Here is a 20,591-nt window from a genome sequence, read left to right as displayed (position 1 = left end):
GACGAATTTATTTATGCTGATTCACGTTTCAATCATTTATTTGATCGCCATTTTTCTAAACTAGCTAGATGCCTAGCTATCTTATGATGAAGATGAAAATGATGAAACTCTTTATCAGAAAATGAGCAAATGATAAATGAAACGTTTAGCAAATGGCGTATACTATTAGTAGATAAAAAGAGATTGAGAAGAGACCAAAACAGGCCAACGAGAATTCGTCTGTTGTAATGAAGGAAGCGAAAAAATGAAATCAGAAATCATAGCAGTAGGGACAGAACTTTTACTAGGACAAGTAGTCAACACGAATGCCACGTTTTTATCCGAACAGTTAGCAGACCTCGGGATTGATGTGTATTATCAAACGGTGGTTGGTGATAATCCCGACCGCTTAGAATCATTACTCCAATTAGCAGAAACCAGAAGTGACTTGATCATTTTATGTGGAGGGTTGGGACCGACAGAAGACGACCTGACGAAAGAAGTTACTGCGAAACATCTAGGGGAAGAATTGATCCAAAACACCGAAGGCTATAAAAAATTGTTAGCATTTTTTGAAACGACCAAGCGTAAAATGACTGAAAATAATTTACAACAATCACAAATCATCGATGGGGGGATTGCTTTACCTAATCGCACAGGCTTAGCATTAGGTACGTTCTATCAAACAGCAGACCATGTCTATCTCTTGTTACCTGGACCACCGAGCGAATTAAAGCCAATGTTCATTGAACAAGCTCGCCCATTATTGGAGCAAAACTTTCCATCTGAAGAAATGCTGATCTCAAAAGTTTTACGTTTTTACGGTATCGGGGAATCCCAACTAGTCACAGAATTAAAAGACTTGATTGAAACACAGATCAACCCAACGATTGCCCCTTACGCAAAACCTAACGAAGTCACTTTACGATTAACTGTGAAGACCAAAGACAAACATGCAGGAAACCAAGCCTTACTTGTTTTGGAAGAAAAAGTATTGGCGAGAGTAGGTGAGTACTTCTATGGATATGGTGATGATAATTCATTGCCTAAAGTGGTCGTAGAATTATTAAAGGAAAGAAACCAAACAATAACTGCAGCAGAAAGTTTGACTGCTGGAGCCTTTCAATCAGCTTTGGGAGAGATCTCTGGTGTTTCTCAAGTCTTCCCAGGAGGCTTCATTACCTATTCTTTAGAAACTAAAGCAGAATTTTTACACATCGATGATGCACTATTGAAGCAGCATGGAACCGTCAGCCAAGAATGTGCAGAACAAATGGCTAGCCAAGCACGTAATTTAGCAAAAACAGATTATGCGATTTCGTTTACTGGAGTGGCTGGACCAGATACCTTAGAAGGACAGCCAGCTGGAACAGTTTGGATCGCGGTTGCAACAAGCGAAGGGGAGGTCATTTCGCAGAAATACCAATTTATCAGAGACCGTTCTCATATAAGGAATAGCGCAGTAATGCAAGGATTTTATCTCATTAGAAGACAACTATTAAGAAAAAAATAAATGCGAATATTTGTTCGGTTTTTTCTTGCTTTTTGTCATTAAAAACGATATGATTAGTACAATGAAATGTCGCACTGATTTGTGAATATAAGGAGGATTATCGTATTGGCAGATGATCGTAAAGCAGCCTTAGATGCTGCGTTGAAAAAAATTGAAAAGAACTATGGGAAAGGCTCGATCATGAAACTTGGCGAAAAAATCGACCAACAAGTTTCGACTATCCCAAGTGGTTCTCTTGCATTAGATGTTGCTTTAGGTGTTGGTGGTTACCCACGAGGACGTATCATTGAAGTATATGGTCCTGAAAGTTCAGGTAAGACAACCGTTGCCTTGCATGCAATCGCTGAAGTACAAAAAAATGGCGGAACAGCCGCTTTTATCGATGCTGAGCATGCCTTAGACCCACAATATGCTCAAAAATTAGGGGTAAACATTGACGAATTACTTCTTTCACAACCAGATACTGGGGAACAAGGACTAGAAATCGCTGATGCGCTTGTATCAAGTGGTGCAGTAGATATCGTAGTAGTCGATTCGGTTGCAGCTTTAGTTCCACGTGCTGAAATCGATGGAGAAATGGGTGACTCTCACGTAGGGTTACAAGCTCGATTAATGTCACAAGCATTGCGTAAACTATCTGGGTCGATCAATAAAACAAAAACGATCGCTATTTTCATTAACCAAATTCGTGAAAAAGTTGGAGTGATGTTCGGTAATCCTGAAATCACACCTGGGGGACGTGCATTAAAATTCTATGCAACGATTCGTTTAGAAGTGCGCCGTGCGGAACAATTGAAACAAGGAACAGACATTGTTGGGAACCGTACGAAGATCAAAGTAGTTAAAAATAAAGTAGCGCCACCATTCAAAATTGCTGAAGTCGATGTGATGTATGGGCAAGGAATTTCTCAAGAAGGAGAATTGCTTGATATGGCGGTTGAAAAAGATATCGTTGATAAAAGTGGTGCTTGGTATTCTTACAAAGAAGATCGTATTGGACAAGGTCGTGAGAATGCAAAAAATTACATGTCCACTCATCCCGAAATGATGGCAGAAGTTTCTGCTTTAGTCCGGGCGGCTTATGGGATCGGTGAAGATGTAGAAATACCCGAAGAAACGCAAGCAGAACTTCCTTTAGAGGAATAAGATGAAGTAAGAATAGAAATAATCGAATAACTATTCAAAGGATGTTTGAGCATCGAGAGAACTCGCGTCGTTCAGAGAAAGTGTTTTCCTTTGATATGTTGTCGATTGAATCTAATAAGCCGAAATTTTTTAAAATTTCGGCTTATTTTTTGTCTTTTAAGTAGTCATTTGACTATACTTTCTCCTAAAACATAATGGGAAATGGGAATGTTTATGCAGTGACTGACTACATCGGCAGAAAGGGACTATTCTACTTAAATGAAAGGATAGTTTGTTACTTAAAAGTCATTTTTTGTTCTTAATTTTCATTAATGCAAAATTATTTGTTCTTAATATGTTTTGGTTATTATTTAATATTATCTTTTATTCATAAAATGACCTTTAAATGAAAATAGAGAAAGCCGTTTCTTATGTATTTAAAGTTGACACTACGGGGTACAAACATTAGAATAAACTTGTGCATGTTTTTGTACACCTATGCATAAAGCATATTAACAAGTTTAGAGTACTTTATCATAAAAGTTATATAGATGATAAAAATGAAAAAGATAGTATGGAGGTGGATTTTATGGTATTCAATATTCTCCTCGCTATCATCGGTTTAATTGTCGGTCTTGGTTTAGGGTTTATGGTTGCAAAGTCACGTCATGAAAAAGAAATTGCAGGTGCTCAATCATCAGCAGCTGGAATTATTGATAGTGCAAAGAAAGAAGCAGAAACTCTAAAAAAAGAAGCATTGTTAGAAGCTAAGGAGGAAAACCAGAAATATCGTTCTGAAGTGGAGAGTGAGTTGAGAGAAAGCAAGTTAGAATTAAAATCTCAAGAAAATCGTTTAATTCAGCGTGAACAAACGTTGAATCGTAAGGATGACTCATTGGAAAAACGTGAGACCTCACTTGAAAGCAAAGAAGAAGCACTTAGTTCAAAACAGCAATTGATTGAAGAGCGAGAAAAAGACGTTGAAAAGTTGATTGAAGAACAACAAAGAGAATTAGAAAAAATTGCTGGTTTATCTAAAGAAGATGCAAAAGATGTCATCATGAAATCAACTGAAGAAGAATTGAATCATGAATTGACGTTAATGGTCAAAGAATCGGAACAACGTGCAAAAGAAGAAGCAGATCGTAAAGCCAAAAATCTTTTATCGTTAGCGATTCAGCGCTGTGCGGCAGACCAAGTATCTGAAACAACTGTATCCGTAGTAACTTTACCAAATGATGAAATGAAAGGACGCATCATTGGTCGAGAAGGACGAAATATCCGTACACTAGAAACATTGACTGGAATTGACTTGATCATTGATGATACACCAGAAGCAGTGGTCCTTTCAGGTTTTGATCCAATTCGTAGAGAAATCGCTCGGATGACTTTAGAAAAACTGATCCAAGATGGACGGATCCATCCTGCACGAATCGAAGAAATGGTCGAAAAATCGCGTAAAGAAATGGATGAACGAATCCGTGAGTACGGGGAAGAAGCGGCGTTTGAAGTTGGTGCGCATACCCTTCATCCAGATTTGATCAAAATCATGGGTCGTCTTCATTTTAGAACTAGCTATGGACAAAATGTTTTGAAACATTCAGTAGAGGTTGCTAAATTGTCAGGTATACTAGCCGCTGAGTTAGGCGAAGATATCCAATTAGCTAAACGAGCTGGTTTGCTTCATGATATCGGGAAAGCATTAGATCATGAAATCGAAGGTTCTCACGTAGAGATCGGTGCAGAGTTAGCTGCTAAATATAAAGAAAATCCTGTAGTGATCAATGCGATTGCATCTCATCATGGAGATGTTGAAGCAACGTCAGTTATTTCTGTCTTGGTAGCTGCTGCAGATGCCTTATCCGCTGCACGACCAGGAGCTAGAAGTGAATCCTTGGAAAATTATATCCGTCGCTTAAGAAGCTTAGAAAACATTTCAAATAGCTTTGCCGGAGTAGAATCTAGTTTTGCTGTTCAAGCTGGACGAGAAGTTCGGGTTATGGTAAAACCAGAAGAGATCTCTGATTTAGATGCAGTTCGTTTAGTACGAGATATTCGTAAACGAATTGAAGAAGAATTAGATTATCCAGGGCATATCAAAGTCATCGTTATTCGTGAAACGCGTGCGACAGACTACGCTAAGTAAAAAATAAAAGAACGTTACGATTAGTTAGGATAATCGTAGCGTCTTTTTTGTTTTAAACTACTATTTAATCAAGCTTGATCGCTTTAACATTATTTTGATAAGAGGTTGAGCAGCTATAAACATGGTGTGTTAACTTTGAGTTCTAAATTAGCTTTTAATAAGAAGTAGGCATAATCTAACTAGAGACGATTATTCTATCATTAAAGTAGATCAAAATTATTCTTAATGACTACTAGAAAATCAAACTAGGATGAAGAATAGTTAGGAAATAAAATTTGTTGCATTAGTGTACATTTTTTTAACGAGAGATAAAAGTTGTATAAACTAGTAATATATTGATCTATGAGTTTGAAATCAATTTTATGTACAATTTTTTACTAGGATTTATTGGGTAGAAAGATATAGTTTTTGTTCTTGAAAACACAAGTAATTGATTCTATATGATCTAAATATAGATGAGGTGGGGTAAGCAGATGGATAATTATGAGTTGTTGGAATACAATTTAGCAGAATTTATGACTTCAGATATGCAAGAGGAATTTTTACAATTTTTTCATTTTCAGAATATTAATGAATTTAAGGAACAGTATGTTCATTCAAAAAAACTGCTAAAAGATCAGAACGAAGAGATGTTGAATGAACTAAAAGAATGGAGACAAGTTGATTCAATTGAAAAATTCTCGCAACAAGTAACAATAAAGCTAACTGAGCAATATTTTATGAAGTACCCAAATCTAATAAAATACAAAAATGTTAGCAATAACATTAATGAAAACCTTTGCAAAGATATTCATGAGATTCTTTTGCGAACGATTGTTTATGACTTTAATCTATTAAAGTCACAGTTACAAAAACTCTCTGTGAAAAGTTATATTAGAAATTATTTATCTAATGAGAAATACGTCACAGGTTTGTTTCAAAGATTTCCTGTTTTATTCAATTTAATAGATAAAAAAATCAAAGAAACAATTTGTTACATTTCTGAAGTTATCCAACATGTAGAGTATGATTCAAAGGAAATTAACGAATTGTTTAGTATTCAACTTGATCAAGAAATAGGAGTTGAATTTTCTTCGGGTGATCCGCATCTGTCAGGAAAATTTCCACTCGTGATAACAGGTAAAAAGAATAAAATTATTTATAAACCACGAAGTAATTACAATGATTTATTATTTGGAGAATGCGTTGCTTTATTTAATAAAAATAATTTTAACAAACAACTAGCACAAATAAAATTATTGAATCGTAAAACGTATTCTTGGTCAGAATTTGTTGTAAGTGATCCTTGTCAATCAGAAGAAGAAGGTCAAGATTTCTATTATAAAATGGGGGCAATTATTGCAATTCTTTTCTATTTAAATGCTTCGGATATTCATCTTGAAAATCTAATTGCAAGTGGTGGTTCACCCATGCTCATTGATTTAGAATGCTTGTTTAACAATTTAGATCGTATGGAAGCATTATCTGTAAATGATAAGATACATGAATTTTTGACTAATTCTGTTCTTAATTCTGGAATTGTACCTATGTACAACGAATTTTTTAAAGATGATATTTCGGCTTTAGGAAGTCATGAAAACTTATTCCAACGTTTTTCAGTACCACAATTGATTGTTTCAGAAGATGATTTAGAAATTAAATTCACTGAAAATTCTGATGAATTTAAATATTCATATTCTAATGTTCCGATGTATCATGGACAAAATTATCGTTTTTTAGACTATAAGCAACAGATCTATCAAGGATTTACAGAAACATTTCACCTATTTTGGATAAAAAATCAGAGCTGATTGATATTGTTGAGCGCTATAAAAATGATATTACTATCCGACATTTAATAAAACCAACAGCAACTTACAGTAAAATAGCGACTTTAAGTTATCATCCTAGGTTCTTGACAGCACCGTTTGATCGCTTGTTATTTGTCTATTCTCAAATGGCAAGATTTGGTTCTACACCATTTCTTACCTATGAAATTGAGGACATACTAGAGGGGGATATCCCTTATGTTTTTTCAAAACTTAACTCAAATACACTTAACATTTCAAAAAAAATGACATTTACGAATAACAGTCGTATAGATTTCTTAACACTATGGAAAAAAAAGATCCATTCTCTTAGTGAGAAAGATTTAAACTACCAATTAAATATTTTGCAAAAAAGCTTTGGAGATAAAAATATTACGTTAGAAGATCTTTTTATAATTGGAGAAAAAAATGATGAGATCAAGACTTTAGAATCTTACATCCATAGTAAAAGGATAGTACACAATAAGCAGGTGACGTGGCTTCATACCGGTTATGAAGATTTAACAAAAGACAAAGATTTTAAAATTCGTTTAAAACTGCAGCCAATGAATAACAGTTTGTATAATGGGAAAATTGGTGTAGCAATCACTTACTATTATTTATGGAAAACAAAAAATGATTTTGATTACAAAAACAGATTTCTATTAATATTGAATGATTTACTTGATCATTTTGATTTATCTAATCAAAAAAATTATGATATAGGGGTTTTTTCTGGATTAGGTGGTTATATCTATTTATTTAATTTGATTGCTCCAACCTTGCGAACATCAAAACTGATCGCAATTGAGCAAGATATCCTTCAATATCTGGGACAAAAAATAAAAAAAGACAAAATTCTGGATATTATGAGTGGTACGGCGGGGTTATTACTACTTTTTTGTAATATTTATAAAAAGAGCCCTAATAAAGAATTAAAAAAATTAATTGGACTTTGTGTGGAGAATTTATTAAATAATTTAATAGAATCAGAGGGAAAAGGAAGTTATTGGGAATCCTCTGTAGAAAAGAAACTTATTTTAGGTTTTTCTCACGGAACATCAGGTATTCTTTATGCTTTAGCGATTTATGAAGAGTTATTTTCGGTAACCAAAATAAAAGAAACGATTGGCGCAGTTACCTTATTTGAAAACCAACATCGTAAAAACGGTGTGTGGTTTGATACAAGAGGAGAAAAATGGATTGAGCAAAATACTTTTTATTGTAATGGTCTTGTAGGAATGCTTACTCATCGATATCTTATGGAAGGAGAAAGCCCAGAGGAGCTATTATATTTTGCTCGATTAAAAGAAGAATTAAACAAAGAACGTGTAGATAGTTGCTTATGTCATGGCTTTTTAGGAAATATGTGGCTTTACCGTCATTTCTTCATTCATCATAATATAAAGTCATATGCGTTCTTACTCGATGATTGGAATGCATACTTAGACAAACGAACAATTAATGAAAGTTGTTTAGAAGACGAGTTTCTAGATGTTGGTTTGATGACCGGTCTTTCCGGGGTGATTTTGGGATTGTTAGCGTTGGAGAACCCTAACATACCAAACATACTTTTATTCGATTTATAGATAAATCCTTCAACCGAAAATACGAATGAAGAGATAGGATCTGATTGAATAATAGATTGATAAGTGTAACAAACAGTTGATGACAATAAAAAATGATTGATCAACTTGAAAGGAGGTGAAGAAAATGGCAGTAGGACTATTAATGAAAGCAGGCAATGTTTCTGAAGAATTAGCAGTATTAAACAACGAACATAGTTTGAATGCTTCGCTAGATACCATCTGCGGAACAATGGGTAGCCTTGGTTGTGGTAGTTTTGGTTGTGGCTCTTTATCTAGCTGTTGCTAAAATATATACGGATGAAAGGTTTCAGAGGTTTTATTGTGAATATTGAAAAATAATAATTCAGAATGAAGAGTCTGAATCTGGGACATTAATCAGAAAAAATCTGATTAATGTCCTACTTTTTTTAGTAAAAAGATTCCTTCAGACTCATTCGTTTTATTTCTTATCCAGCATTTCTCGATCTTTTTCGATCGTTGTATTGATCCCTTTGATAATAGCAGGAATGAAGCCAGCTTCTTCTAAAGCCACAACACCTGCAACGGTTGTTCCGCCAGGGGAAGAAACCTGGTCAACTAGCTCCCAAGGGTTTTCATCACTTGCTAGGAATTTTTGACAAGATCCCATAATAGCTTTGGCAGCGATCTCGGTTGCCATTTTTTTAGGTAAGCCATTAAAGACACCCGCACGACCCATGGCATCGATCAACATATAAATAAATGCTGGTGAACTACCGGCTAACCCAATAAACGTACTGAAATCACCTTCTGCCAGTGGATAGACACTGCCGATTGCTTCAAAGATTTGCGTTGCTTCTTTGAATTCCTCATATGTGACATGATGATTTTTACAGATAGCAGAGACACCTGCACCCACACTAACGTTTACGTTTGGCATGACACGAATGATTTTCGCTTCGGGGTCATTTAGGGCTTTTTCCAGATCATGTAATGATTTTCCTGAAGCAATTGAAATAAAGAGACATTTCTGACTATATTTTCTTAAATCCTTCAGTACTTGGTCAATGATTTTAGGTTTGACTGCCAGTAAAATGACATCTACTTGTTTTGCGACTTCTTGATTTGTTTGACAGGCGGTTACACCAGTTGCTTCTGCAAAACGTTGTGCATTTTCGAAATGACCACTTGAGACAAAAATATCTTCTTTAGCCACTGTTTCGTGTTCAATCAAGCCGTTAATGATTGCTTGCGCCATATTACCTGTTCCAATGAATCCAATTTTCATGTTATCCTCTCCTTTTGTTTTAGCATAGCTTTCTTTTCAATGAAGGGCAAGCAAAGAATAAAGCGTGTGGATAATAGATACATAAACAGGTGAAACTAGTGCATAAGTGGTAAAAATAAGGTAAATAAGCTAACATTGATTTATAAATTGAAAGTTTTCAAGTAAGGATGGTAAAGTGTGAAAAATAAAAGTCATACGGCATTTCAGTGGTTGAAAAATCATAGCTTGATTTTAAAAATGATTTTTTTTGGATCTATTATAGTTTTCGTTGCCAATCAAGTCGTAAATATTGCAAATGGAATGAGTTGGCAAGATATTTGGCAAACTATGCGACAACAAAGTTATGTTACGCTGTGTTTAATGGTTTTAGTGGGGTTGATCGGTGTTTTGCCAATGTTGTTGTATGACTGGGTGACGATTCGCGTGTTGGAAAAACAAGGGAAACCTAAAATGAAGCGTCACGATTTTTTCTTAGCTGCTTTTATTACGAATACAATTAATAACTTAGCGGGCTTTGGAGGAATTGTTGGAGCTAGTCTTAGAGCAAATTTTTATGGAAAAGAAACAAATCGGAAAATGGTACTTGCTGCCGTTTCTAAAGTTGCATTATTTATGTTGACTGGTTTATCATTATGGTCATTTCTAACGTTCATTGATGTTTTTTTTCTACAAACTACTAGTATTTTTAGAAGTTATTGGATTTGGTTACTTGGCGGTAGTGTGATAGCACCGGCTATTTTTTTCTTTGCTTATTTAAAAAGAAGAACATTATTTGCGGAATTCTATCCTAAGGGTCTAGTCGGGTTACTGTTAGCTTCTGTGGGGCAATGGACTGGAGCATTGGTCGTTTTTTTAGCGATTGGTTATTTGATGGATGTAGATATTTCCTTATTTTCGATTTATCCAATGTTTATTATCGCTACGTTAATCGGTATGTTGACAATGGTTCCTGGGGGTGTCGGGACATTTGATGTGTTGATGATCTTAGGTATGAGTCAGTTAGCTGTTCGACAAGATATTGCAGTGGTTTGGTTACTTTATTACCGTTTGTTTTATTATGTGGTTCCTTTTGCGGTTGGCTTATTTTTATTTCTGTCACATACTGGAGTAAAAGTGAATCGTTTTTTAGACAATATACCACGACTGCTCTTTCAAAAAATCGCGCATTTTATTTTGGTCACAGCCGTTTATTTTGCAGGGATCATGATGGTGTTACTATCTACGATTACGAATCTTTCTGCGATCAGTCGATTGTTTCAGATTTTATTACCTTTCTCGTTTAATTTTTTAGACCAAACGTTGAATCTATTGATTGGATTCTTATTGCTTGGGTTGGGAAGAGCGTTAGCAATGAAAGTGAAGAAGGCTTTTTTACCAACTATTGCTTTATTAGCTTTTGGAATCATTAACACAGTTACTCGAACATTATCTTGGCAATTGATTTTAGTGTATATCTTGATTCTTCTGGCTGTCTGGCTAGCTCGGAAAGAATTTTACCGTAAAAAATTTGTTTATTCATGGGGTGCCATTCTTTTTGATCTATGTTTGTTTGGGTTTCTATTTATCGTCTATGCAATTGCAGGGTATCATAGTGGACGTTTTTGGGTAAATCGATTGACAGCTGATCGCTTTCTCCTGTTCCCATCCGATGAAGTTTGGTTTTCAGGCTTGATTGGTCTAGGGATCTCGCTGTTGGCATTAGTAGCATTGTATCAGTACCTTGCTTCTGAAACGAATGAGTTAGGGTCAGATTTACAAATCGAAAGATTCAAACAGATGTTGACCGTCTATCAGGGGACATCTGCTAGTCATTATCTTCGTTTACCAGTATATAAATATTATTACTATCAACAAAATGGAGAGGATCAAGTCGTCTTTGGTTACCAGATCAAAGGAAATAAATGCTTTGTTTTGGGAGACCCGATTGGCAATCCTAAAATGATTCGTCCTGCTATTACAGAATTTATGCAAAAAGCTGATTGCTTAGGGTATCAAATTGCTTTTTACAAGATCTCAGAAAAATATGTGGTAATGTTGCATGAATTAGGTTTTCATTTTACAAAAGTCGGCGAAGTAGGAATGGCAGATTTGACTACAGAAGAAATGCCTTGGGTCAATCAACAGCTAGAGTACCAGCGTCTAACTAATGAAGGCTATCATTTCACTTGGTACGAACAATTACCTGAGGAATTATTAGCTGCGGTGAGCGAGGTTTCGGATCAGTGGTTACATGGTGCGAGAGAAAAGCATTTTTCTGTTGGGCGTTTTGACAAATCTTATCTGTTAGCCAGCGGTGTTGGAGTGGTACGCAAAGAACAAAAAGTGGTCGGATTTATTACAGAGCAACCAATATCTGAAAGCCAAGCAGGCTATGATCTATTACGTGTATTGCCAGATGAACCTGCTGAACTATCCGATTATTTATTAGTCAATCTATTTGTTGTCTACCAAGAAAAGGGCTATCTTGAGACAAATCTTGGTTTAGCTCCGTTAGCAAATGTAGGGGAAACAGACTTTGCATTCTTTCAAGAGCGCATCATGCATATTGTTTATAATTATGGTAGTTTTTTTTACTCCTTTCAATCGACCTATGAAGAAAAACTGCGCTATGTCACTCGTTGGGAAGGTCGCTATTTTGCTTACATGAAGGGAAGCAGTTTTACATTTGCCACATTACAGTTGTTTATACTAATTGGGAAGGGAAAAGAAAAAAGTATCAGTTTTGCAGAAGAAGTATTAACGGAATTGTAAATTGCGTAAATAGAGGAATAACTGGTGACGTATTTTAGCTACCCATAGTTTAAAACGTGAAAAAGCGATTGACGGTAGCTAGAGACAATGAATGTGGTCGAAGGATGGTTTGTTTTATCTGTAGACAGAAAAGGTCTGAGAAAACCGCTAAGATCGTAAACACGTCACTCGTATGAGCTATACTTTTATTTTTCTCTGTGATAGAATACTTGCGACTTAGACTTTTTGAATGGGTGAGAGGATGGAACTGATAGAAAAAGCACCAGCTAAGATCAATTTGGGATTAGATGTCTTGTACAAGCGTCCCGATGAGTATCACGAGCTGGAAATGGTAATGTCGAGTGTAGATTTAGCAGATCACTTATTCTTTGAAGAGATACCTGAGGATCGAATCATCGTAGAAACGAATAAGGCATTTTTGCCAGTAGATCAACGAAATAACGTTTATCAAGCAGCAACATTGCTTAAGAATAAGTATCATATCAAAAAAGGCGTAAGAATATTTGTGAAAAAAAATATTCCAGTTGCAGCTGGACTGGGTGGGGGCAGCACAGATTGTGCAGCTGCACTGAGAGGGATCAATCAACTATGGAATCTCGGTTGTTCTCTGGAAGAATTAGCTGAGATTGGTTTGGAAGTTGGTACGGATGTGCCTTATTGTGTTTATGGTAATACTGCGTTTGTTGGCGGCAAAGGAGAAGTGGTCCAAGTTCTCCCTTCAATGCCTCAGTGTTGGGTAATCTTGGTGAAACCTAAAATGAGTGTTTCGACTAGGACCGTCTTCAAAGAAGTAGATGCGCAAAAAATCCAGCATCAGAACATTCCTAGACTAGTGGAGGCAATCCAGCAACAAGATTACCATACGATGATTCAATACATGGGAAATAGTTTAGAAGATGTTACCGGCAAACGTCATCCAATTATCCATCAAATCAAAGAACGCATGTTAAAGTATGGGGCAGATGCCGCTTTGATGAGCGGAAGCGGACCGACAGTCTTTGCCTTATGTCAACATTATTCAAGAGCACAAAGAGTCTATAACGGGCTGAAAGGTTTCTGTGATGAAGTATATTTAGTACGCACGTTGTAAAATAGGCCAGAACTAGTTGTTGCTAAGAGATGAAGAATAAAAAATCTCAAAACAGAAGAAGCTGTTTTGAGATTTTTTTGAGTTGGTTGCAGCTTAGTTACACTAAACGTTATTTATTCTATTTAGAAATTGGAAAAAATGGTCTAGATAACTTGTTGGGCTCTCAGTAACATGAATAAACTATCATTCATTTTACGGTTTACATTGAATTTATTCGTATAAATCAGAAATTGAAGGATTTCTATTGACTCTATTTTTTTATTCTGATACATTAAGTTCCGTTGATAAATCGTAATTTTACGATTTGTTCGAAAGGAGAGTCTTATGAAAAAATATATGATTGGTTTAACACTAGCTGTAGGGATGTTTTTATTAGCGGCTTGTGGTGGTACGAACCAAAAGGATTCAAAGAAAAATGAGTTAACGATTGTTACGACCTTTTATCCGATGTATGAATTTACGAAAGAAGTAGTTGGAAATGAAGGAAACGTCAAGTTGTTGATCCCATCTGGGACTGAACCGCATGATTTTGAACCTAGTGCAAAACAACAAGCAGAAATCGCTGATGCGGATGTGTTTGTTTATAATAGTCCAGATATGGAATTTTTTGTTGATTCATTGAAAGATTCTGTCGATACGAATAAAACATTGATGATTGAAGCAGCTAAAGGAATTGATCGTCTGAAATCAGCAGAAGAAGACCATGACCATGATCATGAACATGAAGAAGCTTCTTCTGAAAGTCATTCGCATGAGTATGATCCACATATTTGGTTAGATCCTGTGTTAGCAATCAAAGAGGTCAAAACAATTGCTTCAGAGCTTGGGAAAAAGTATCCTGATAAAAAGGCAACTTTTGATAAAAATGCGGATGCTTATATCAAAAAATTAGAAAACCTGAACCAAAAATATACGGATGCACTCAAAGATGCCAAAAACCGCACGTTTGTGACGCAACATGCCGCATTTGCGTATTTAGCGAATCAGTATGATTTACACCAACAAGCGATTGCAGGGGTAACGCCTGATCAAGAACCCACACCAAGCCGCTTAGCTGAACTAAAAGATTTTGTGAACAAAAATAAGATTAAAGTGATTTATTTTGAAGAAAATGCGTCATCCAAAGTGGCAGAAACATTGTCGAAAGAAACGGGTGTTAAATTAGAAGTATTGAATCCATTAGAGAGTTTGACAAGTGAACAAATCAAAGCGGGTGAAAATTATATTTCGGTAATGGAAGAGAACTTAAAAGCGTTAAAAGAAAGTATTAATTAAGAACGGAGGCATTTCGCGTGCATTATATCGAAATATCCGATTTGACTTTTTATTATGATGAAGAACCTGTATTAGAAGATGTGTCTTATCACGTTGATGCAGGAGAGTTCGTTATTCTAACAGGAGAAAACGGTGCAGCAAAATCAACATTGATCAAAGCTTCCTTAGGCTTGTTAAAACCTTCTAAGGGAACAGTGAAAATCGCCCCAAAAAATCAAGAAGGACAAAAATTAAGTATTGGTTACATTCCCCAACAAGTGGCATCTTTTAATGCTGGCTTTCCAAGTACAGTCTTAGAATTGGTTCGTTCCGGTCGCTATCCGAGAGGACGTTGGTTCAAACGGCTTTCTGAAAAAGATCATCAGCATGTTAAACGAGCTTTAGAATCTGTTGGAATGTGGGAGATGCGTCATCGACGGATCGGAGAATTATCCGGTGGACAGAAACAACGGATTAGCTTAGCCCGTATTTTTGCGACTGACCCAGATTTATTTATATTGGATGAACCGACAACGGGAATGGATGAAGAATCTCGTAATGAATTTTATCGACTATTGCGTCATAGTGCCCATGAACATGGCAAGGCAATTTTGATGATTACTCATGATCATGAGGATATCAAGCAATATGCGGATCGACAAATTCGTTTGGTAAGAAAGGAGGATTCTCCATGGCGTTGCTTTCATATGAATTCATGAGACGAGCTTTTTTAGCAGCCATTTTTATTGCGGGGATTGCTCCAATGTTAGGTGTCTTTTTAGTGATCCGAAGACAATCATTGATGGCAGATACACTGTCACACGTTTCGCTGGCAGGGGTGGCATTGGGTTTCTTTTTGAATATCAATCCAACGTTGACTACGATGTTCGTAGTAATATTAGCTGCGGTGATTTTAGAATATTTACGTACGATTTATCGTACTTACTCAGAAATTTCAATTGCGATCTTAATGGCTGGCGGACTGGCGCTGGCATTAGTTTTGATGAATCTTAGTGGTGGAAACTCAGCCACAAGTATCCAATCGTACCTCTTTGGCTCGATTGTGACGATTACTTGGGATCAAGTTATCTTTTTGGGTGTATTATTTGTTATTATTGGTTTCTTATTCTTTTTGTTCAAGCGACCAATGTACGTGCTGACTTTTGATGAAGATACCGCCCATGTTGATGGTCTGCCTGTTCACCGTATGTCAATGCTGTTCAACGTGATTACGGGTGTTGCGATTGCTGTCATGATCCCAATTGCCGGGGCATTATTGATTTCAGCAATTATGGTCCTGCCTGCAGCGATCGGTATGCGCTTAGGCAAAAGTTTCAATGTGGTGATTGCCATTAGTATCGGTGTTGGCTTTATCGGCATGTTATCGGGACTAACAAGTTCCTTTTATCTAGATACGCCACCGGGTGCGACGATCACACTAGTCTTTATCGTGTTGTTTCTTGTGGTCAATTTGTTCAAGCGGGTGCTTGTTTCCATTAAGCGAAAAAATAAATAAAAAATCAAAAAGAAAAGCGATGAAAACGAAAAATTTTCATTGCTTTTTCTTATATTTAGATAAATACCGAACTATTTAACTTATTTTCTTACAAAATGCTCGAATTTTTAAATGAAAACTTATATAATGTAAAACGATATAATTTCTTAAAAGGAGCTGAAATATGTGAAAGTACGTCGCAGTGAACGTCTTGTTGATATGACTCAGTATTTATTAGATCATCCTCACGAATTAATTTCATTGACAAGTTTTGCCGAACGTTATGAATCTGCTAAATCTTCGATCAGTGAAGACTTGGCAATTATCAAAAAAACATTTAAGGAACGAGGGTATGGTACCCTAGAAACAATTCCAGGTGCCGCTGGTGGGGTTTTATTTATACCAGAGATTTCTTACGAAGAAGCCAAAAAATACATTGAGTCGTTAGCTGAACGATTGTCTGAACAAGATCGTTTGTTGCCTGGAGGTTATGTTTATCTATCCGATTTACTAGGTGAGCCCGAATTATTGCGCCAAGTTGGAAAAATCATTGCTTCTAAGTATTTAGGTGAAAAAATCGATGCAGTGATGACAGTTGCTACGAAAGGCGTGCCGATCGCGCAAGCTGTGTCCTATTATTTAAATGCACCGTTTGTTATCGTACGCCGTGATTCAAAGATCACAGAAGGATCGACAGTTAGTGTGAATTATGTTTCTGGTTCTTCTGAACGAATCGAAAAGATGGAATTGTCAAAAAGAAGTCTTAAACGTGGTTCTCGTGTCCTAGTCGTTGATGATTTTATGAAAGGCGGCGGCACAGTCAATGGAATGAAGAGCTTGATCGAAGAGTTTGAATCTGAACTTGTAGGAATCACCGTTTTTGCAGAATCCAAATTTAATGGTCATCGTGCAATTGACGATTATACTTCATTACTATACGTGAAAGATGTCGACACGAAGACCAAAAACATTACAGTTGTACCAGGAAATTATTTCAAAGATTAGAGATTGAAAATTTATTTATTTGCCGATCAATAATAGCTGGAAGAGATTGTGACAGAAGTGTCCAGCTCTGAGAAATAAGCCGGAGAATCCGAAAATAGTTTCACCTATTTTGGGAATTCTTTGGCTTATTTTCGATAGAAACACTACAGCAACCAGCAACAACAAATCAGATATTCAGCTGTTATCTGTCAGATGAGAGAAATTCGTTCTCCTTTTTCATATAACCCTATTTTTCTCTCACTATTGTTGATTGACTAATTGATTTTTTAACCCCCAAGATAAAAATGGTCTAGTTACAAATATAGTCTGCTTGGTTGAAAAATTGAGTAGAGTGGGCTAAACTTAAAACCATCAAATACAATTAGGAGTGACGCAGTTGGACGCACGTTATGCAATCATTTTGGCAGCGGGAAAAGGAACTCGCATGAAGTCAAAATTATATAAAGTTTTACATCCAGTTTCAGGACAGCCGATGGTGGAACATATTATCAATCGAGTAAGTGAAACCAACCCAGATCAAATCATCACGATCGTCGGGCATGGCGCTGAGCAAGTAAAGGCACAGTTGGGTGAACGTAGTGAATACGCTCTGCAAGCAGAACAACTTGGTACAGGTCATGCAGTATTACAAGCCGCATCTTTTTTACAAGGGAAAGAAGGCACGACACTGGTGATCAGTGGCGACACACCGCTTTTAACCACTGAAACATTGAACAATTTATTTGAGTATCACCAAGGAAAAAATGCGAGTGCCACGATTCTAACCGCACAAGCCGAAGATCCAACTGGATATGGTCGTATCATTCGTGACCATATTGGGATCGTTGAAAAAATCGTTGAGCAAAAAGATACTACACCAGAAGAAGCATTGGTCCAAGAAATCAATACAGGAACTTATTGTTTTGACAATCAAGCTCTGTTTGAAGCATTGAACAAAGTAGGAACAGACAATGCACAAGGGGAGTACTACTTAACCGATATCATTGAAATCCTCAAAGATGCTGGAAAAACAGTAGCAGCTTATCAGACAGAAGACTTTGATGAATCAATGGGAGTCAATGATCGTATTGCATTAGCTAAAGCTAATGAATTGATGCGCCAAAGAATCAACAAAATGCATATGGTCAATGGTGTAAGTTTTGTTGATCCAGCAACGACTTATATTGATGCCGGGGTAGAGATTGGTTCTGATACAGTGATCGAAGCAGGCGTCCAACTTCAAGGTAAAACCGTCATTGGATCAGATTGCGTGATCGGTGCCCATTCTCGAATCGTAGATAGTGTGATTGAAGATCATGTGGTAGTTGAACATTCTGTGATCGAAAAAAGTCTTGTGAAAAGTCATGCGGACGTGGGACCATTTGCTCATTTACGACCAAAAGCAGAAATTGGTGAAGGTGTCCATATTGGTAATTTTGTGGAAGTCAAAAATGCTGAAATTGGTAAAAATACCAAAGTTGGTCATTTGACTTATGTCGGTGATGCCACATTAGGCGAAGAAATCAATGTTGGTTGTGGCGTGGTCTTTGTGAATTACGATGGGAAAAACAAGCACCGCACAACAATTGGGGATCATAGTTTTATCGGTTCTAATGCAAATATCATTGCCCCAGTGGAAATTGCTAAAAATACATCAGTAGCTGCAGGGTCAACAATCACAGAAGATATCCCTGAATATGCTATGGCAATTGCCCGTGCAAGACAGGTCAATAAAGAAGAGTATGCTAAAAAACTCCCTTATTTAAACTAAGACTTTTGTAAAACCCCTTGATTTATTCAGAAAATATGACTAGTATTTAATAGGTAGAATTCTAGAGTTGTGAAAAAGAAAGTGGAGGTCCCCATGTCAAAACATTACTTTGACCCAAGATTAAAAATTTTTGCGTTAAATTCAAATCGCCCGTTAGCAGAAAAAATTGCTGCAGCTGTCGGTGTCGAATTGGGTAAATCATCGGTTACTCAATTTAGTGATGGAGAAATCCAAGTGAATATTGAAGAAAGTATTCGCGGATCACATGTTTATGTTATTCAGTCAACGAGTAGTCCTGTAAATGATAATTTAATGGAATTGCTGATCATGATTGATGCCTTGAAACGTGCCAGTGCAAAAACGATTAACGTAGTAATGCCTTACTATGGATATGCACGTCAAGATCGTAAAGCTCGTGCCAGAGAACCAATCACTGCAAAACTTGTGGCGAACATGATTCAAAAAGCTGGAGCAACTAGAATGTTGACGCTTGATTTGCATGCTGTCCAAATCCAAGGATTCTTTGATATTCCTGTTGATCACTTGATGGGTGCACCATTGATTGCAAATTATTTCTTAGAAAAAGGGATTAAAGGGGACGATGTAGTAGTTGTATCACCTGACCATGGTGGTGTAACTCGTGCGCGTAAATTGGCTGAATTTTTAAAAGCACCAATTGCGATCATTGATAAACGCCGTCCAAAAGCAAACGTAGCAGAAGTAATGAATATTATTGGGCAAGTAGAAGGAAAAACTTGTGTATTGATTGATGATATGATCGATACAGCAGGGACGATTACCTTAGCGGCTAATGCACTAAAAGAAGCAGGCGCAGTAAGTGTCTACGCATCATGTACACATCCAGTATTATCTGGACCAGCTTTACAGCGTATTGAAGATTCTGCGATTGAACGCTTAGTTGTAACAGATTCGATCTATCTGCCAGATGACCGTAAGATCGAAAAAATCGATGAAGTAAGTGTCGGTGGTTTGATGGGTGATGCAATTAAACGTATCCACGAAAATAAACCTGTTAGTCCATTGTTCGAAACAAAAAAATAAGAGTTAAAAAAATTGAATAGTATCACAAAGGGGAGCCTTATGAGGCTGAGATTGAAGTTTTTCTAAACCCTTCGTACCTGTATCGGTTATGCGAGCGTAGGAATTGTGACGATCAATTGACGTTAGTCATGTAACGTTGGTTGTAGAAGTATGTTGTATTTACTTCCTCCTTTGTGATTTCAAATGAACGGAGGAAGTTTTTTTATGGAGAAAAAATATAAAGTATGGATTGAGGGGACACTTGTAGCTGCACTAGCGATGGTGTTATCCTTTATCCCTCTTCAAATAGGTAGTAGCTTTGAGATTTCATTAGGACAGATTCCACTGACATTGTTTTCGTTAAGAAGAGGCTGGAAGGCAGGGATTTTATCAGGATTTATTTGGGGGATTTTACATTTTCCAACAGGACAAGTGTATTATCTCAGTGTCATTCAAGTATTGATCGAGTATCCGATTGCTTTTACCTTTGCAGGATTTGCAGGAGTGTTCGCTAAAAGGCTGCAAAACAGTCTAACGATGGGCAATAAAAAAGGGATGACAACCACTATTATATTAGGAACTTTAGTTGGTGTTGGTGCTAGATATTTCTGGCATTTTGTCGCAGGCGTCGTTTTTTGGGGAAGTTATGCTTTGTGGGGAATGAATCCATGGCTCTTTTCTTTAGTCATGAATGGTGCAAGTGCCTTGGCTACAGGAATTGTTACAATGGTTGTTTTGCTTGGGATCGGGCGGACAGTTCCAGCTTTGTTCATCGGGAAAAAATAAACGAAAAGAGCCTCAGTCACTATAAAAGTGTCTA

The 20,591-nt window shown here is 36.7% G+C and carries 15 protein-coding genes, 1 pseudogene and 1 riboswitch; of the genes and pseudogenes, 15 read left to right on the top strand and 1 reads right to left on the bottom strand.

Annotation, left to right across the window (positions count from 1 at the left end):
- The first annotated feature begins 244 nt into the window (after positions 1–244).
- From AB3I42_RS10560 to AB3I42_RS10535, 6 genes and pseudogenes are all read left to right on the top strand, one after another.
- The gene (locus AB3I42_RS10560) at positions 245–1,492 is read left to right on the top strand and encodes a competence/damage-inducible protein A (RefSeq protein ID WP_368022485.1); all 1,248 of its coding nucleotides are present in this window, start codon (positions 245–247) and stop codon (positions 1,490–1,492) included.
- Between the two features lie 105 nt (positions 1,493–1,597).
- On the top strand, positions 1,598–2,638 hold the full coding sequence (recA, locus tag AB3I42_RS10555; protein ID WP_010720621.1) for a recombinase RecA: 1,041 nt from the start codon (positions 1,598–1,600) through the stop codon (positions 2,636–2,638).
- Positions 2,639–3,206: 568 nt separating this feature from the next.
- Positions 3,207–4,763 carry a ribonuclease Y gene (gene rny, locus AB3I42_RS10550; RefSeq protein WP_010720620.1) on the top strand — a complete coding sequence of 519 codons (1,557 nt, stop codon included), beginning with the start codon at positions 3,207–3,209 and terminating at the stop codon, positions 4,761–4,763.
- Positions 4,764–5,218: 455 nt separating this feature from the next.
- Positions 5,219–6,711 (top strand): annotated as a pseudogene (lanM, locus tag AB3I42_RS10545) (type 2 lanthipeptide synthetase LanM); the annotation flags it as partial.
- Positions 6,700–8,139, top strand: a complete 1,440-nt coding sequence (locus tag AB3I42_RS10540) for a lanthionine synthetase LanC family protein (protein ID WP_368022495.1) — start codon at positions 6,700–6,702, stop codon at positions 8,137–8,139. The pseudogene lanM and the gene AB3I42_RS10540, both read left to right, overlap by 12 nt.
- 124 nt (positions 8,140–8,263) lie before the next feature.
- Positions 8,264–8,425, top strand: a complete 162-nt coding sequence (locus AB3I42_RS10535) for a hypothetical protein (protein ID WP_010720618.1) — start codon at positions 8,264–8,266, stop codon at positions 8,423–8,425.
- A 153-nt stretch (positions 8,426–8,578) separates the two neighbouring features.
- Here the strand turns inward: AB3I42_RS10535 and proC are convergent, their stop codons facing one another.
- Entirely contained in the window at positions 8,579–9,385 is an 807-nt protein-coding gene (proC, locus tag AB3I42_RS10530) for a pyrroline-5-carboxylate reductase (RefSeq protein WP_010720617.1), read from the bottom strand.
- Between the two features lie 177 nt (positions 9,386–9,562).
- Between proC and mprF the strand changes: the two genes are divergently transcribed.
- The 9 genes from mprF (at position 9,563) to thiT (ending at position 20,557) form a co-directional block, all read left to right on the top strand.
- The gene (mprF, locus tag AB3I42_RS10525; protein WP_181914675.1) at positions 9,563–12,136 is read left to right on the top strand and encodes a bifunctional lysylphosphatidylglycerol flippase/synthetase MprF; all 2,574 of its coding nucleotides are present in this window, start codon (positions 9,563–9,565) and stop codon (positions 12,134–12,136) included.
- Between the two features lie 241 nt (positions 12,137–12,377).
- Complete coding sequence (gene ispE / locus AB3I42_RS10520; RefSeq protein WP_181914674.1) at positions 12,378–13,226, top strand: 4-(cytidine 5'-diphospho)-2-C-methyl-D-erythritol kinase; 849 nt, start codon at positions 12,378–12,380, stop codon at positions 13,224–13,226.
- A 324-nt stretch (positions 13,227–13,550) separates the two neighbouring features.
- Positions 13,551–14,501 (top strand): metal ABC transporter substrate-binding protein, encoded by a 951-nt coding sequence (locus tag AB3I42_RS10515; RefSeq protein WP_010720614.1) that lies wholly within the window; start codon positions 13,551–13,553, stop codon positions 14,499–14,501.
- A 17-nt stretch (positions 14,502–14,518) separates the two neighbouring features.
- A complete protein-coding gene (locus AB3I42_RS10510) occupies positions 14,519–15,199 on the top strand; it encodes a metal ABC transporter ATP-binding protein (RefSeq protein WP_010737272.1) in 681 nt (226 codons plus the stop codon).
- Entirely contained in the window at positions 15,172–15,996 is an 825-nt protein-coding gene (locus AB3I42_RS10505) for a metal ABC transporter permease (protein ID WP_010720612.1), read from the top strand. Before AB3I42_RS10510 ends, AB3I42_RS10505 begins: the two co-directional genes overlap by 28 nt.
- 165 nt (positions 15,997–16,161) lie before the next feature.
- A complete protein-coding gene (purR, locus tag AB3I42_RS10500) occupies positions 16,162–16,980 on the top strand; it encodes a pur operon repressor (protein WP_010720611.1) in 819 nt (272 codons plus the stop codon).
- Positions 16,981–17,356: 376 nt separating this feature from the next.
- Complete coding sequence (glmU, locus tag AB3I42_RS10495; protein ID WP_010737273.1) at positions 17,357–18,730, top strand: bifunctional UDP-N-acetylglucosamine diphosphorylase/glucosamine-1-phosphate N-acetyltransferase GlmU; 1,374 nt, start codon at positions 17,357–17,359, stop codon at positions 18,728–18,730.
- A gap of 93 nt (positions 18,731–18,823) precedes the next feature.
- Entirely contained in the window at positions 18,824–19,792 is a 969-nt protein-coding gene (locus tag AB3I42_RS10490) for a ribose-phosphate diphosphokinase (protein ID WP_010737274.1), read from the top strand.
- Between the two features lie 18 nt (positions 19,793–19,810).
- A riboswitch (TPP riboswitch) is annotated at positions 19,811–19,912 on the top strand.
- A gap of 84 nt (positions 19,913–19,996) precedes the next feature.
- The gene (gene thiT / locus AB3I42_RS10485) at positions 19,997–20,557 is read left to right on the top strand and encodes an energy-coupled thiamine transporter ThiT (protein WP_368022484.1); all 561 of its coding nucleotides are present in this window, start codon (positions 19,997–19,999) and stop codon (positions 20,555–20,557) included.
- The last annotated feature ends 34 nt before the right edge of the window (positions 20,558–20,591 follow it).

The sequence above is a fragment of the Enterococcus sp. C53 genome, assembly GCF_040887425.1.
Classification (GTDB): Bacteria; Bacillota; Bacilli; order Lactobacillales; family Enterococcaceae; genus Enterococcus_B; species Enterococcus_B hirae.
This window is presented reverse-complemented; position numbering and strand designations above follow the sequence as displayed.